Below are 13,708 nucleotides of genomic sequence, written 5' to 3'. Positions count from 1 at the left end.
ACAAGTATGGAAATGATTCACACCCTGATTGATTTTATTCTGCACATTGATGTTCATCTACAGGCTATGGTTGCGCAGTACGGCATCTGGATCTACGCCATTCTGTTCCTTATCCTGTTTTGTGAAACCGGCCTGGTGGTTACGCCATTCCTGCCGGGCGACTCGCTGTTGTTCGTGGCGGGCGCGCTGGCGGCAATACCCGACAGTGCGCTGAATGTGCATATGATGGCGCTGCTGCTGTGCATTGCCGCCATTCTGGGTGACGCGGTGAACTACACCATCGGGCGTTTATTTGGCGACAGGCTGTTCAGCAACCCTTCGTCGAAAATCTTCCGTCGTAGCTATCTGGATAAAACGCATCAGTTTTACGAGCGCCACGGCGGGAAAACGATTATTCTTGCGCGCTTTGTTCCAATTGTTCGCACTTTTGCCCCCTTTGTGGCCGGTATGGGTAAAATGTCCTACCGCCACTTCGCGCTGTTTAATGTGACGGGCGGACTGCTTTGGGTGCTGCTGTTTTCCTACGCGGGCTACTTCTTTGGTAACCTGCCAGCGGTACAGAAGAATATTCATTATCTGATTGTGGCGATAATCCTGGTCTCTATTCTGCCGGGCGTCATAGAGGTTCTGCGTCACCGGCGTGCTGCAAAGCCGCCTAAATCGCAGTCGTAATGCATTAAACACGTGCCCGACGGCCAGATTTTTATCCACAGCGTCGGGCGGTTATGGTTTAATGAGCGACATTTACGGTCTGCGCTGCTGCTGCGGCGTGGAAAAAGAAAACTGGTTAAGCCAGGTTCAAACAGAAAGGTCATCAATGAGCTGGATTGAACGAATTCTCAATAAGAGCACAATCTCCCCAACGCGCAAATCCAGTATTCCGGAAGGTGTCTGGACCAAGTGTGACAGCTGCGGCCAGGTTCTCTACCGCGCCGAGCTGGAACGTAATCTTGAAGTTTGCCCGAAATGCGACCACCACATGCGTATGCATGGTCGCGATCGTCTGCACAGCGTGCTGGATGAAGGCTCGATGGTTGAGCTGGGCAGCGAGCTGGAGCCGAAGGATTTGCTCAAGTTCAGGGATTCTAAAAAGTACAAAGACCGTCTTTCAGCGGCTCAGAAAGACACCGGTGAAAAAGATGCTCTGATCGTCATGAAAGGCACGCTGTACGATATGCCCGTAGTCGCTGCTGCCTTTGAGTTCTCCTTTATGGGTGGATCGATGGGCTCGGTGGTCGGCGCGCGTTTTGTTCGTGCGGTTGAGCAGGCGCTGGAAGACAACTGCCCGATGATCTGTTTTTCAGCCTCCGGTGGTGCCCGTATGCAGGAAGCGCTGATGTCGCTGATGCAGATGGCGAAAACCAGCGCCGCGCTGGCAAAAATGCAGGCGCGGGGGCTTCCTTATATCTCCGTACTGACCGACCCGACCATGGGCGGCGTTTCTGCCAGTTTCGCCATGCTGGGCGATCTGAATATCGCTGAACCTAAAGCGCTGATCGGTTTTGCTGGCCCGCGCGTTATCGAACAAACCGTGCGCGAGAAGCTGCCGCCTGGCTTCCAGCGCAGCGAGTTCCTAATCGAAAAAGGCGCGATTGATATGATCGTGCGCCGCCCGGTGATGCGCTTTAAGCTGGCGACGATTCTGGCCAAGATGATGAATCTGCCAGAGCCGCATGAAGACGCCCCGCAAGAGGTGGTCGAAGATGCACCTCAGAGCCACGAGGCCTGATTGATTCCCGAAAGGGCGCAAGCCCTTTCCCCAATGCACCGTAACGTTGTGAACGGGACACATGGATAATCTTCCTCAAGCCACGTCGCCCCTGGCCACGTGGCTTCATTATCTTGAGAATTTACATTCTCAGGCTATCGAACTCGGGCTGGCACGCGTACAGCGCGTGGCTACCTCGCTCGACCTGCTTACCCCCGCCCCTTTTGTTTTCACCGTCGCGGGAACCAATGGCAAAGGCACAACCTGTCGTATGCTGGAAACGCTGCTGATGGCGGCTGGCTATCGCGTTGGCGTCTTCAGTTCGCCCCATCTGGTTCGCTATACCGAGCGCGTGCGTATTCAGGGCGAAGAGCTGGCTGAATCTGAGCATATTGCATCCTTTGTCGATATCGAGGCAGGGCGCGGTGAAACCTCGCTGACCTGGTTTGAATACGGCACGCTTTCCGCCCTGTGGCTGTTTAAACGTGCGGCACTTGACGTGGTGATCCTTGAGGTCGGGCTGGGTGGCCGTCTTGATGCCACCAATATTGTAGATTCGGATGTGGCCGTGATCACCAGCATCGCGCTCGACCATACCGACTGGCTTGGGCCGGATCGGGAAAGTATTGGTCGTGAAAAGGCGGGCGTGTTCCGTGCCGGCAAACCCGCCATCGTGGGCGAGCCCGATATGCCAGACACTATCGCAGAAGTGGCTGATTCACTGGGGGCGCATTTATTCCGGCGGGGTCATGACTGGTCATATACCGCCCAAGCGCACTGCTGGTCGTTCAGCGATGCACAGGGTACGCTGAGCGGGCTGCCGCTGCCGCAGGTGCCTTTACCCAATGCGGCGACGGCGCTGGCTGCGCTGCGTGCATCGCCGCTGAAAGTGGATGAGGCTATCCTGCGCGAATGGCTGGCTAAGGCCGTGTTACCGGGGCGCTTCCAGACCGTCGCACAGGGGCCACGGGTAATCCTTGACGTGGCGCATAATCCTCATGCGGCGGCTTACCTCGCCGAACGATTAGGCGAGCTGCCTGACGTCGGCAGGACCCATGCAGTGGTCGGTATGCTGCACGACAAAGACATCGCCGGTACGCTGGCCTGCCTCAGCCCGGTGATCGATAGCTGGTACTGCGCGCCTCTTGATGGGCCGCGCGGTGCCACGGCTGAACAGCTAATGGCGTATCTGCCCGCGGCGAAGGCATTTCCCAGCGTGGCTGACGCATATCACCAGGCACTGAAGCAGGCAGCGGAACAGGATATTGTACTGGTATGTGGCTCATTCCATACCGTAGCTCAGGTAATGGAAACGATAGAAGCGGAGAACGGCAGTGGCAAGTAAGTTTCAGAACCGTTTAGTCGGAACCATCATCATTGTGGCGCTGGGCGTGATCGTGCTGCCAGGGCTGCTGGACGGTAAAAAGAAGCACTATAAAGAAGAGTTTGCGGCAATCCCGCTGGTGCCAAAACCGGGCGATCAGCAGGAAACCGATATGGTTCCGTCGGTAACACAGCCGCTGCCCGCCCAGCCGCCGGAAGGTGCCGCGACGATGGGCAGCAACAGTGAGAACAGCTCACAGGCTGAGAGCGGTTCAACGGCGCCGCAGTCGGTAAACGAGCCGGATGTGGTCGCACCGCCTTCGGTCCAGCCATCTAAACCTGCCGCACAGCCGAAGCCGGTTGAAAAGCCGAAGCCTGTCGAAAAACCGAAGCCGGTGGAAAAACCGAAACCGGTTGAAAAGCCTGCGCCTAAGCCGGTTGAAAAGCCGCGGACCGCAGCAGAGGATGAATCCACCACTGTAGCGGAGTCGCGCCAGAAAGCGCAGCCGGAAGCCGCGCCGTCAGGCCAGGCCTGGGTCGTACAGCTGGGCGCACTGAAAAATGCGGCTAAGGTGAATGAGATCGTCGCGAAACTGCGTCTGTCCGGCTATCGGGCCTTTACTCAGCCCTCTACGCCGGTCCAGGGGCAAATCACCCGCCTTTATGTCGGCCCCGACGCCTCCAAAGCGAAAATGCAGGCCGCCGTTGGTGAGCTACAGGGAATTTCCGGACTGGGCGGCGTGGTTAAACCCTACAGCGCGCACTGATAACCTGCCTCGCAGACCTCCGGATCAGGGATAATCCCGGGGGCTGCGGGTCAGCTTAAATGCTCGCGGTATGAAGGAACCGCTTAAGCACGCTGGTGCTCGCGATGAAGGAGCAGTGTTAGCAACGTGGGTATTGGGGTACAGGAAACATTGAGGGCTCCTGTGAATTGCGCAGGGTTGTTCAGCGCCGCGGACTGTTAGTCTGTACCTGTTAATATAAAAGCCTCAGCCTTACAAAGCAGTTAATCGCGCGCCTGAGTCCCTTGCATTATCACTTCCAGTTGCCCCATTATTTATTATGAATCAAATGATTACTTTATCAGAGTGCAGCATCCTCATGAGTGGATGAGAGACGACATAAGTGCGTATTATTTTTGCGCAACATTTTAATTAAACTGGCAAAGGAAAACCGTACGCAAACGTTTTCTTTTTCTGTTAGAATTCGCCCCGAACTCCGGTTACGTCCTCTTTTTCTGCATAGTGAAGCACGTTTCTCACAGGCAACAAGAGGCGGGATCTGAGGCAGGGGCACAGTCGCTGGAAGAGTTCATGGTCTGGATAGATTACGTCATTATTGCGGTTGTCGGTTTTTCGGCACTGGTCAGCCTGATCCGCGGGTTCGTTCGGGAAGCTTTATCACTCGTCACCTGGGGATGCGCATTTTTTGTCGCCAGTCATTATTACGCCTTCCTGGCCGTCTGGCTCACTGGATTCAACGATGAACTGGTCAGAAATGGGATCGCTATTGCGGTGTTGTTCGTTGCCACGCTGTTAGTCGGGGCCATCGTCAACTACGTTATTGGTTCACTGGTTGAAAAAACCGGGCTGTCGGGTACTGACCGGGTACTCGGCGTCTGTTTCGGGGCGTTGCGCGGCGTGCTGATCGTATCGGCGATGCTGTTCTTCCTTGATACATTCACCGGCTTTTCTAAAAGCCCGGACTGGCAACAGTCCCAGCTGGTCCCCCAGTTCAGCTACATCATCAGGTGGTTTTTTGACTATCTGAAAAGCACGTCGAGTTTTTTGCCCCGGTAATTGAGCCGGGGTTGCGGCTTATGAGGAAATGACCCTATGTGCGGTATTGTCGGAATCGCCGGTTTTATGCCGGTCAACCAGTCGATTTATGACGCGTTAACGGTGCTACAGCACCGTGGGCAGGATGCCGCTGGCATTGTCACCATCGATGCACTGAATTGCTTCCGCCTGCGTAAAGCAAACGGTCTGGTTAGCGATGTATTTGAAGCCCGCCATATGCAGCGTTTGCAGGGGAATATGGGGATTGGCCACGTACGCTATCCTACTGCCGGAAGCTCAAGTGCTTCTGAAGCGCAGCCCTTCTACGTCAACTCGCCTTTCGGCATCACACTTGCGCATAATGGTAACCTGACCAATGCCCACGAACTGCGCCGCGCGCTGTTTGAAAGCGGTCGTCGTCACGTGAATACCACCTCCGATTCTGAAATCCTGCTGAATATCTTTGCGCAGGAGCTGGATCGTTTTCAGCACTACCCGCTGGAAGCAGAGAATATTTTTTCGGCGGTTGCGGCCGTGCATCAGCACGTTCGCGGCGCTTATGCCTGCGTGGCAATGATTATTGGCCATGGCCTGGTCGCTTTCCGCGATCCTAACGGCATTCGCCCGCTGGTTATCGGCAAACGCGGCATGCAGGACGGTCGCTGTGAATATATGGTGGCCTCTGAGAGCGTGGCGCTGGATACCCTGGGCTTTGAATTCCTGCGCGATGTGGCGCCGGGCGAAGCGGTCTATGTAACCGAGAAGGGCCAGCTTTTCACCCGTCAGTGCGCGGAAAACCCGAAATTCAATCCCTGCCTGTTTGAGTACGTCTATTTTGCCCGCCCGGACTCGTTCCTGGACAAAATCTCCGTCTACAGTGCACGGGTGCGCATGGGCACCAAACTGGGCGCGAAAATCGCCCGTGAGTGGGAAGATCTGGATATTGATGTGGTGATCCCCATTCCGGAAACCTCCTGCGATATCGCGCTGGAGATCGCCCGTATCCTCGACAAGCCGTATCGTCAGGGCTTTGTTAAAAACCGCTATGTCGGCCGCACCTTTATCATGCCGGGGCAGCACCAGCGCCGCAGCGCCGTGCGCCGTAAGCTGAACGCTAACCGCGCGGAGTTTCGCGGCAAGAACGTCCTGCTGGTTGATGATTCCATCGTGCGTGGGACCACCTCCGAACAGATTATCGAGATGGCCCGTGAGGCAGGCGCGAAAAAAGTCTACCTTGCCTCAGCGGCACCGGAAGTGCGTTTCCCTAACGTCTATGGCATTGATATGCCCAGCGCGACGGAACTGATTGCGCACGGACGTGAAGTGGAAGAGATCCGCCAGCTAATTGGTGCAGATGCGCTGGTGTTCCAGGATCTGGATGACCTGATCGAAGCCGTACGTGAAGAAAACCCGGATATCGTTCAGTTTGAGTGCTCGGTCTTCAACGGTATCTACGTGACCAAAGATGTCGATCAGCGCTATCTTGAGTATCTCCAGTCGTTACGCAATGACGATGCCAAAGCAATGGCGCGTCAGAATGAAGTAGAAAACCTGGAAATGCACAACGAAGGCTAATACCCTTAGCGAGAGTGCAACAGAGTTGATGGGCTGGAAGCGATTCCGGCCCATTTGTTTTTTTGGCGGGCGGGAGCTGGCCTTTCAATGATTAAAGCAGGTTAACCATGAAACGACTCATTATTGGCATTTCAGGCGCCAGCGGCGTGATTTATGGCGTTCGCACGCTGCAAATATTGCAGCAGGTCAGCGGGGTGGAAACGCACCTGGTAATGAGTCAGGCGGCGCGACAAACCCTGGCGCTGGAGAGCGATTATTCGCTGCGTGAGGTCCAGGCGATGGCCGATGTGGTTCACGATGCGCGCGATATTGCTGCCAGCATCTCCTCTGGCTCATTTAAGACCGAGGGGATGGCTATCCTGCCGTGCTCAATGAAAACCCTTTCCGGCATTGTTCACAGCTACACCGACGGGCTGCTAACCCGCGCGGCAGATGTGGTGCTTAAGGAGCGTCGTCGGCTGGTACTTTGCGTAAGGGAAACGCCGCTGCACCTTGGGCACCTGCGTATGATGACCAGCGCGGCCGAGTTAGGCGCAATCATTATGCCCCCCGTTCCTGCCTTCTATCACCGTCCGCAGCAGATTATGGATATTGTCGATCAGACAGTTAACAGAGTGATAGATCAGTTTGATATCGAACTTGATAAGGATCTGTTTACGCGCTGGCAGGGTGCATAAGATTCGCTTCCCTGCCCGATATTAGTGCAATAGCGGGCGCTGAATCGCATTTCGTGCATCTGCTGCACCAAAATGCAACATTGCCGCCGCTCCGCCTCAACAAATCTGCTATATATTTCCTCAGAATCCGGGCGCTTACGCTGTAACCGAGCGTGGCGACCGGACTGCGCAACCGTGGGGCACACCCGCGTAAAAGTGGCATGAAACCTGCAAATAACATTGTCCATAACGGCGCGAACAGATCATAACGCCATAATAAAAGTTCATCTTGAGGGTAATCTATGAAAAAGCAGGTCCTGGCTCTTTCTCTGCTGCTGGCTCTCTCTTCCGCAGGTAGCGCATTTGCTGCCGCACCGAAGACGCTGCGCATTGGTAACGATCCTACCTATGCCCCTTTTGAATCAAAGAATGCCCAGGGGCAGCTGGTTGGGTTTGATATCGATCTCGCTAACGAGATCTGCAAACGTATGGGGACCAAATGTACGTATGTAGAGAGCGATTTTGACGCGCTGATCCCCTCGCTTAAGGCGAAGAAGATTGATGCCATTATCTCTTCCCTCTCGATTACCGAAAAACGTCAGCAGGAGATCGCCTTCTCTGAAAAATTATTTGCAGCCAATGCCCGTCTGATTGCGCCTAAAGGTTCCAAACTGTTGCCAACAGTGGACTCGCTGAAGGGCAAAACTATCGGACTGCTTCAGGGTACCACGCAGGAAACCTATGCAAATCAGGAGTGGCGTCCAAAAGGCGTAACCATCACGCCTTATGCAAATCAGGACCAGGTGTATCAGGATCTGACGGCGGGTCGAATTGATGCGGCTTTCCAGGATGAGGTTGCCGCCAGCGAAGGGTTCCTGAAACAGCCTGCCGGTAAAAACTTTGCTTTTGCCGGTCCGGCGGTGAAGGATGAGAAGATCTTTGGCGTGGGAACCGGTATAGGCATGCGCAAAGATGAAACCGATCTGAAAGCGGCCATCGACAAAGCTTTTGAATCGATGCGCAAAGATGGCACCTACGACAAGCTGGCTAAAAAATATTTCGACTTTGACGTGTACGGCGGTTAAGAAAACCTGTCAGGGGGGCTTGCCGAAAATGGCGGCCCCTGTTTTACCTGCCTGCTGTCGGTAAAACGCGTAGTGAAATTTAAGACAGGAAATGCTTATGCTGTATGGATATTCTGATGTCATTTTCAGGGGCGCGCTGGTTACGCTTGAGCTGGCTCTCAGCTCGGTGCTGCTGTCGGTCATCCTCGGTTTAGTTGGTGCGGGCGCCAAACTCTCCTCTAATCGTCCACTGCGGATAATCTTTGAAGGCTACACCACTTTAATTCGCGGTGTGCCCGATCTGGTTCTGATGCTGCTGATTTTTTACGGCCTGCAAATTGCCCTTAACCAGCTTACCGACCTGCTGGGGCTTAGCCAGTTTGATATCGATCCGATGGTGGCCGGTATTATTACGCTCGGTTTCATCTATGGCGCGTACTTTACCGAGACCTTTCGCGGGGCCTGGATGGCGGTGCCAAAAGGGCAGGTGGAAGCAGCGACGGCGTTCGGCTTCTCCTCTTCACAGACTTTCCGCCGCATTTTGTTCCCGGCGATGATGCGTTATGCGCTGCCCGGTATCGGTAATAACTGGCAGGTAATCCTGAAAGCAACGGCGCTGGTTTCATTACTGGGGCTGGAAGATGTGGTTAAGGCAACGCAGCTGGCGGGAAAAAGCACCTGGCAGCCGTTTTGGTTTGCCATCGTGGCCGGCATTATCTATCTGATATTTACCACGCTCTCTAACGGCGTGTTGTGGTGGCTGGAACGCCGGTATTCGGTGGGTGTAAAAAGGGCTGACTTATGATCGATATTATTCAGGAATACTGGAAAGCCCTGCTGTGGACGGACGGTTATCGCTTTTCCGGCGTGGCGATTACCCTGTGGCTGCTGATTATTTCCGTTGTGCTGGGTGGATGTCTGGCAGTACTGCTGGCCATTGCCCGCGTTTCCCCCATCAGGGCGGTGCGCTTTCCGGTCTGGCTGTTTACCTATATTTTTCGCGGCACGCCGCTCTATGTTCAACTGCTGATCTTCTATTCCGGTATGTACACGCTGGAAGTGGTGAAGGGCAACGAATTGCTTAACGCGTTCTTCCGCAGCGGGCTGAACTGTACGCTGCTGGCACTGACGCTGAACACCTGTGCCTATACCACCGAGATCTTCGCCGGTGCGATCCGTGCCGTCCCTTATGGTGAAATTGAAGCGGCCCGCGCTTATGGCTTTTCTCCTTTTAAACTCTATCGCTGCATTATTCTGCCCTCCGCACTGCGCACCGCGCTGCCGGCCTACAGTAATGAAGTGATCCTGATGCTGCACTCCACGGCGCTGGCTTTTACCGCGACCGTACCGGACCTGCTGAAGGTAGCGCGGGATATTAATTCCGCCACCTATCAGCCGTTCGTGGCGTTTGGCATTGCCGCCATCCTCTACCTGATTATCTCGTATGTGTTGATTAGTCTGTTCCGCATGGCGGAGAAACGCTGGCTGGCGCACGTTAAACCCTCATCGACTCATTGAGCAAAACTATGGCCGAAAATAAATTAAACGTAACTGAACTGCATAAGCGCTACGGTGAGCATGAGGTGCTGAAGGGCGTATCACTGCGGGCTGACGCCGGTGATGTGATCAGTATTATCGGTTCATCGGGGTCGGGAAAAAGTACCTTCCTGCGCTGTATTAATTTTCTGGAGAAACCCAGCGAAGGGACGCTTTCTGTTAATAACCAGACCATTAACCTGGTGCGCGATACCGACGGTCAGCTTAAAGTGTCCAATAAGGAGCAGCTGCGGGCGCTGCGCACTAGTCTGACCATGGTGTTTCAGCACTTTAACCTGTGGAGTCACATGACGGTGCTGCAAAACGTTATGGAAGCGCCGATGCAGGTTCTCGGGCTGAGCAAGGCCGACGCGCACGATCGTGCCATCCGTTATCTGGAGAAGGTAGGGATTGACGAGCGCGCCCGGGCGAAATATCCGGTCCACCTGTCGGGCGGCCAGCAGCAGCGCGTGTCCATTGCGCGTGCGCTGGCGATGGAGCCAGAGGTGCTGCTGTTTGATGAACCGACCTCGGCGCTCGACCCGGAGCTGGTGGGCGAGGTGCTACGGATTATGCAGAAGCTGGCGGAGGAGGGCAAAACCATGGTGGTTGTCACCCACGAAATGGAGTTCGCCCGTCACGTCTCAAGCCATGTGATTTTCCTGCATCAGGGAAAAATAGAGGAGGAGGGGCCGCCGGACGAGCTGTTCAATAATCCCAAAAGCCCGCGCCTGCAGCAGTTTCTCTCCGGGGTGCTGAAGTAGACGGGTTTCGCACTGAGGTAACGGTTTTAGCTGAAAGTTAACAGGATCCTCCGCGCCGCGCGCCGGGATGATACGGAATGCGGCGCGGTTATCGCATAGCGACGAAAACAGGCATCCTGACGCCTGGGGCCAGTATGTGTGCGTATGCTGGCTGATACGGTGTTACCGTTCTGGTCGCGGTCCCTGTGGTTCAGACCACATTCTTAAGCGCCTCATCCAGCTGATACCAGCGGAAATCAAATCCCGATTCCTCCAGCCGCTTCGGTAGCACGTGCTGACCACCGAGTACCAATACCGATGACTCTCCCATTATCAGCTTTATCGCGCTGGCCGGGGTACGCATAAAGGCCGGGCGGTGCATTGCTTCTCCCAGGGTAGCGGCAAACTGTTCGTTGCGCACCGCGTAGGGAGCAACCATATTGAACGGACCGCGCAGGCTGCTGCTATCCAACAGCCAGAGAATAGCGCTTAGCATATCCTCAAGGTGGATCCACGGCATATACTGCTTACCGGTGCCGATCGGCCCGCCTATACCCAGCTTAAAGGGCAGCTTCATTTTGCTCAGGGCGCCGCCCTCTTTCGCCAGTACCACGCCGGTACGCAGCAGGCAGACGCGCGTCTGGTCACTTTCTGCCGCCAGCGCCAGCGACTCCCAGCGCGCGCAGAGCTGGTGTGTAAATTCGTCGTGACCGGGATCATCTTCGGTCAGTACCACATCGCCAGCATCACCGTAGTAGCCGGTGGCGGAACCGGAGATAAATACCGAGGGCGGTGTACTGCTGGCATGTATCAGGGCGGTAAGGCGCTCGGTTATCTGCCAGCGGCTTTCACACAGCCGCTGCTTCTGCGTGTCGCTCCAGCGCTTATCGGCGATGGGTTCGCCCGCCAGATTGATAACGGCGTCAACGGCGTTAAGATCGCGCTGCTGCTCCAGCCCTGACCACAGGTTGACCCGCTCGTCCAGCTTGCTGCGTGCGCTGGCCACATTACGGGTGACCACGCTGACGCTGTCGCCGCGCTGTAACAGGCGGGGGATAAGATGGCTGCCAATCAGGCCGGTACCGCCCGTCAGTAAAATGTGCATGCTGAGTGTCCTTTTAGAGTGGTGTTAATCATCTAACAGCCTGCTATTAGCTTAGGTGAATCTGACACAGGGTGCAGTAAAGCACATCCTTTTTGAGCAGAGAGCGTCACAGGTTTGAATTTCTCTTTTTTTCTGCGTGGTATTCCCACCGATCACGATTGCCTTCCAGTAAAAAAATGGGTAAACAGAATGCACACGCGATCTTCTCCGGAGCCGGGAATGAATTACCCTAACGTAACGTTGTGGTCAGATGCCTGTTTTTTTAGCCCCTATGTGATGTCCGTTTTCGTTGCACTCAGTGAGAAAGGCGTGCCCTTTACCACCCGGCGTATTGACCTGGCGAGCGGCGAGCATCTCTCTGCCGCATGGGGTGATATTTCGCTGACTCACCGTGTTCCGGCGTTACAGATCGATGACTTTGTGCTTTCCGAGTCCTCTGCCATTGAAGAGTATCTGGAAGCGCGTTTCCCTGCGCCAGAGTTTGAGCGCCTGTATCCGGGCAACCGTGAACAGTGTGCCAGGGCCCGCGAAATCCAGGCATGGCTGCGCAGCGATTTCTTACCTCTGCGGCAGGAGCGACCGACGGAAGTGCTTTTTGCTGCTGAAAAATTCCCGCCTCTCAGCGAGGCTGCAACGATCTCGGCCAACAGGCTTTTTTCAGGCGTCGGACGTTTACTGGTAGCAGGTCAGCAGAATCTGTTTGGGGAATGGTCAATTGTGGATACGGATGTGGCTGTGATGATTAATCGTCTGGCGCTTCACGGTGATCCGGTGCCAGATCGTCTGGTTGATTACGCCCATTTTCAGTGGCAACGCGCGTCCGTTCAACTCTGGCTGTCACAATCATTAAAAAACGCCGGTTAAGGACATCGAAGGATTATTAATTTTTGGTCGCTCGTGGCAAACTGCGCGGGCACGAATCAACGAGCGCAAAGCGCCAGAACGAATAAGGGTTACGGATGGTCGAGCAAGATCGCGGCACGGAATGGGTAGATATCGTTAACGAAGATAACGAGGTTATTGCACAGTCCAGCCGTGCGCAGATGCGGGCACAGTGTTTGCGCCATCGCGCAACCTATATTGTGGTACACGATGGGATGGGAAAAATTCTGGTGCAGCGTCGTACCGAGAGCAAAGATTTTATGCCGGGTATGCTTGATGCAACTGCCGGTGGGGTGGTGCAGAGCGGGGAGGAGATGCTTGAGTCGGCCAGACGCGAAGCCGAAGAAGAGCTGGGTATTGCCGCCGTTCCTTTCGCCGAGCATGGTCTGTTTTACTTTGAGGATCAGCACTGCCGGGTATGGGGAGGGCTGTTCAGCTGCGTGTCGCACGGGCCTTTTGCGATGCAGGAAGAGGAAGTTGATGAAGTTTTCTGGATGACGCCGGAAGAGATAACCGCCCGCTGCGACGAGTTTACCGATGATTCTTTAAAAGCTTTGTCACTTTGGTTGAGCCGTAATAACGAGCAGGGACGTACCCTGTCGCAAGCACAAGCATAGCGGTAGACGCTGTGTCGGTGGACAATGCCAGCGTTGGCTGGTTAGTTGTTTGGGCTGCGATACCTGCAATACCTGCAATACCTGCGATGCCGGTGGACAATCCCAGCGTTCGCCGGGCGTCCTCACGCCACGCTCCGCGTGGTGCCTTTGGCTCCGACTCCAGGCCGGACGGCCCGGTCGCGAGCGGGCGTCCTGCCCGCCGCTCCCTGAGTGCAGCATCCCTGCTGCCCTCGCCTGGCCTTACGTCTTCGCCGCAGCGCTGCGGATTGCCCGTCAACCGCAGGGATTGTCCACCTCTCAGGCTTCTAAGTTGCTTTAGATCGAACCATTTGTCGTTCCGCAATTACCTGAGCGACTTCAGGCGAAGCCCTGTTCGCATGCGGACTTTTGACCCCTTTCAATGACACTTACTTTCCTGAATTGCATAATTCATTTCGCATTAAACTTGGGGGAAATTTCCTGTACTCCCCGGAACTGCTTATACCCGCAACCAGAACAATACAAGAGGAGCAGACGGGTGGGGCCCGGTGACAGGCATTCCGATACCCTGCCTGTTGGCAGGCCGGTCGTGCAGGCTGCAATACCTGCGATACCGGTGGACAATCCCAGCGTTCGCCGGGCGTCCTCACGCCACGCTCCGCGTGGTGCCTTTGGCTCCGGCTCCAGGCCGGACGGCCCGGTCGCGAGCGGGCGTCCTGCCCGCCGCTCCCTGAGAGCA

14 protein-coding genes are annotated in these 13,708 nt (G+C 55.4%); 13 read left to right on the top strand and 1 reads right to left on the bottom strand.

What is annotated here, in order from left to right; translation table 11 throughout:
- Nucleotides 1–6: 6 nt before the first annotated feature.
- From AAGR22_RS15495 to hisP, 11 genes are all read left to right on the top strand, one after another.
- Nucleotides 7–672 (top strand): DedA family protein, encoded by a 666-nt coding sequence (locus AAGR22_RS15495; protein ID WP_067705747.1) that lies wholly within the window; start codon nucleotides 7–9, stop codon nucleotides 670–672.
- A gap of 145 nt (nucleotides 673–817) precedes the next feature.
- Nucleotides 818–1,729, top strand: coding sequence for an acetyl-CoA carboxylase, carboxyltransferase subunit beta (accD, locus tag AAGR22_RS15490; protein WP_067705746.1), 912 nt, complete (start codon nucleotides 818–820; stop codon nucleotides 1,727–1,729).
- Between the two features lie 61 nt (nucleotides 1,730–1,790).
- Nucleotides 1,791–3,053 carry a bifunctional tetrahydrofolate synthase/dihydrofolate synthase gene (gene folC / locus AAGR22_RS15485; RefSeq protein WP_345828382.1) on the top strand — a complete coding sequence of 421 codons (1,263 nt, stop codon included), beginning with the start codon at nucleotides 1,791–1,793 and terminating at the stop codon, nucleotides 3,051–3,053.
- Nucleotides 3,043–3,798, top strand: coding sequence for a cell division protein DedD (dedD, locus tag AAGR22_RS15480; RefSeq protein WP_345828380.1), 756 nt, complete (start codon nucleotides 3,043–3,045; stop codon nucleotides 3,796–3,798). The genes folC and dedD overlap by 11 nt, the downstream gene beginning before the upstream one ends.
- A gap of 549 nt (nucleotides 3,799–4,347) precedes the next feature.
- A complete protein-coding gene (cvpA, locus tag AAGR22_RS15475) occupies nucleotides 4,348–4,833 on the top strand; it encodes a colicin V production protein (protein WP_067705742.1) in 486 nt (161 codons plus the stop codon).
- Nucleotides 4,834–4,869: 36 nt separating this feature from the next.
- The gene (purF, locus tag AAGR22_RS15470; protein WP_067705740.1) at nucleotides 4,870–6,387 is read left to right on the top strand and encodes an amidophosphoribosyltransferase; all 1,518 of its coding nucleotides are present in this window, start codon (nucleotides 4,870–4,872) and stop codon (nucleotides 6,385–6,387) included.
- A gap of 107 nt (nucleotides 6,388–6,494) precedes the next feature.
- Nucleotides 6,495–7,064 (top strand): UbiX family flavin prenyltransferase, encoded by a 570-nt coding sequence (locus AAGR22_RS15465; RefSeq protein WP_067705739.1) that lies wholly within the window; start codon nucleotides 6,495–6,497, stop codon nucleotides 7,062–7,064.
- Between the two features lie 281 nt (nucleotides 7,065–7,345).
- Entirely contained in the window at nucleotides 7,346–8,128 is a 783-nt protein-coding gene (gene argT, locus AAGR22_RS15460; RefSeq protein ID WP_067705738.1) for a lysine/arginine/ornithine ABC transporter substrate-binding protein ArgT, read from the top strand.
- Nucleotides 8,129–8,225: 97 nt separating this feature from the next.
- Nucleotides 8,226–8,912, top strand: coding sequence for a histidine ABC transporter permease HisQ (locus tag AAGR22_RS15455; RefSeq protein WP_067705736.1), 687 nt, complete (start codon nucleotides 8,226–8,228; stop codon nucleotides 8,910–8,912).
- Nucleotides 8,909–9,625: an ABC transporter permease gene (locus AAGR22_RS15450; RefSeq protein ID WP_067705735.1), complete on the top strand. Its 717-nt coding sequence runs from the start codon at nucleotides 8,909–8,911 to the stop codon at nucleotides 9,623–9,625. Before AAGR22_RS15455 ends, AAGR22_RS15450 begins: the two co-directional genes overlap by 4 nt.
- Before the next feature lie 8 nt (nucleotides 9,626–9,633).
- Nucleotides 9,634–10,407, top strand: a complete 774-nt coding sequence (gene hisP / locus AAGR22_RS15445) for a histidine ABC transporter ATP-binding protein HisP (RefSeq protein ID WP_067705734.1) — start codon at nucleotides 9,634–9,636, stop codon at nucleotides 10,405–10,407.
- 190 nt (nucleotides 10,408–10,597) lie between these two features.
- Here hisP and AAGR22_RS15440 read toward each other — a convergent pair whose 3' ends face one another.
- Nucleotides 10,598–11,491: a TIGR01777 family oxidoreductase gene (locus AAGR22_RS15440; protein WP_345828373.1), complete on the bottom strand. Its 894-nt coding sequence runs from the start codon at nucleotides 11,489–11,491 to the stop codon at nucleotides 10,598–10,600.
- A 219-nt stretch (nucleotides 11,492–11,710) separates the two neighbouring features.
- Between AAGR22_RS15440 and yfcF the strand changes: the two genes are divergently transcribed.
- On the top strand, nucleotides 11,711–12,355 hold the full coding sequence (gene yfcF / locus AAGR22_RS15435) for a glutathione transferase (protein WP_067705731.1): 645 nt from the start codon (nucleotides 11,711–11,713) through the stop codon (nucleotides 12,353–12,355).
- A 95-nt stretch (nucleotides 12,356–12,450) separates the two neighbouring features.
- Nucleotides 12,451–12,990 (top strand): NUDIX hydrolase YfcD, encoded by a 540-nt coding sequence (gene yfcD, locus AAGR22_RS15430; protein WP_067705729.1) that lies wholly within the window; start codon nucleotides 12,451–12,453, stop codon nucleotides 12,988–12,990.
- Nucleotides 12,991–13,708: the final 718 nt, after the last annotated feature.

The organism is Erwinia sp. HDF1-3R, assembly GCF_039621855.1.
In the GTDB taxonomy this organism is placed as follows: Bacteria; Pseudomonadota; Gammaproteobacteria; order Enterobacterales; family Enterobacteriaceae; genus Erwinia.
The sequence above is the reverse complement of the archived record's forward strand: the minus strand, read 5'-3'. Positions and strand labels throughout refer to the sequence as shown.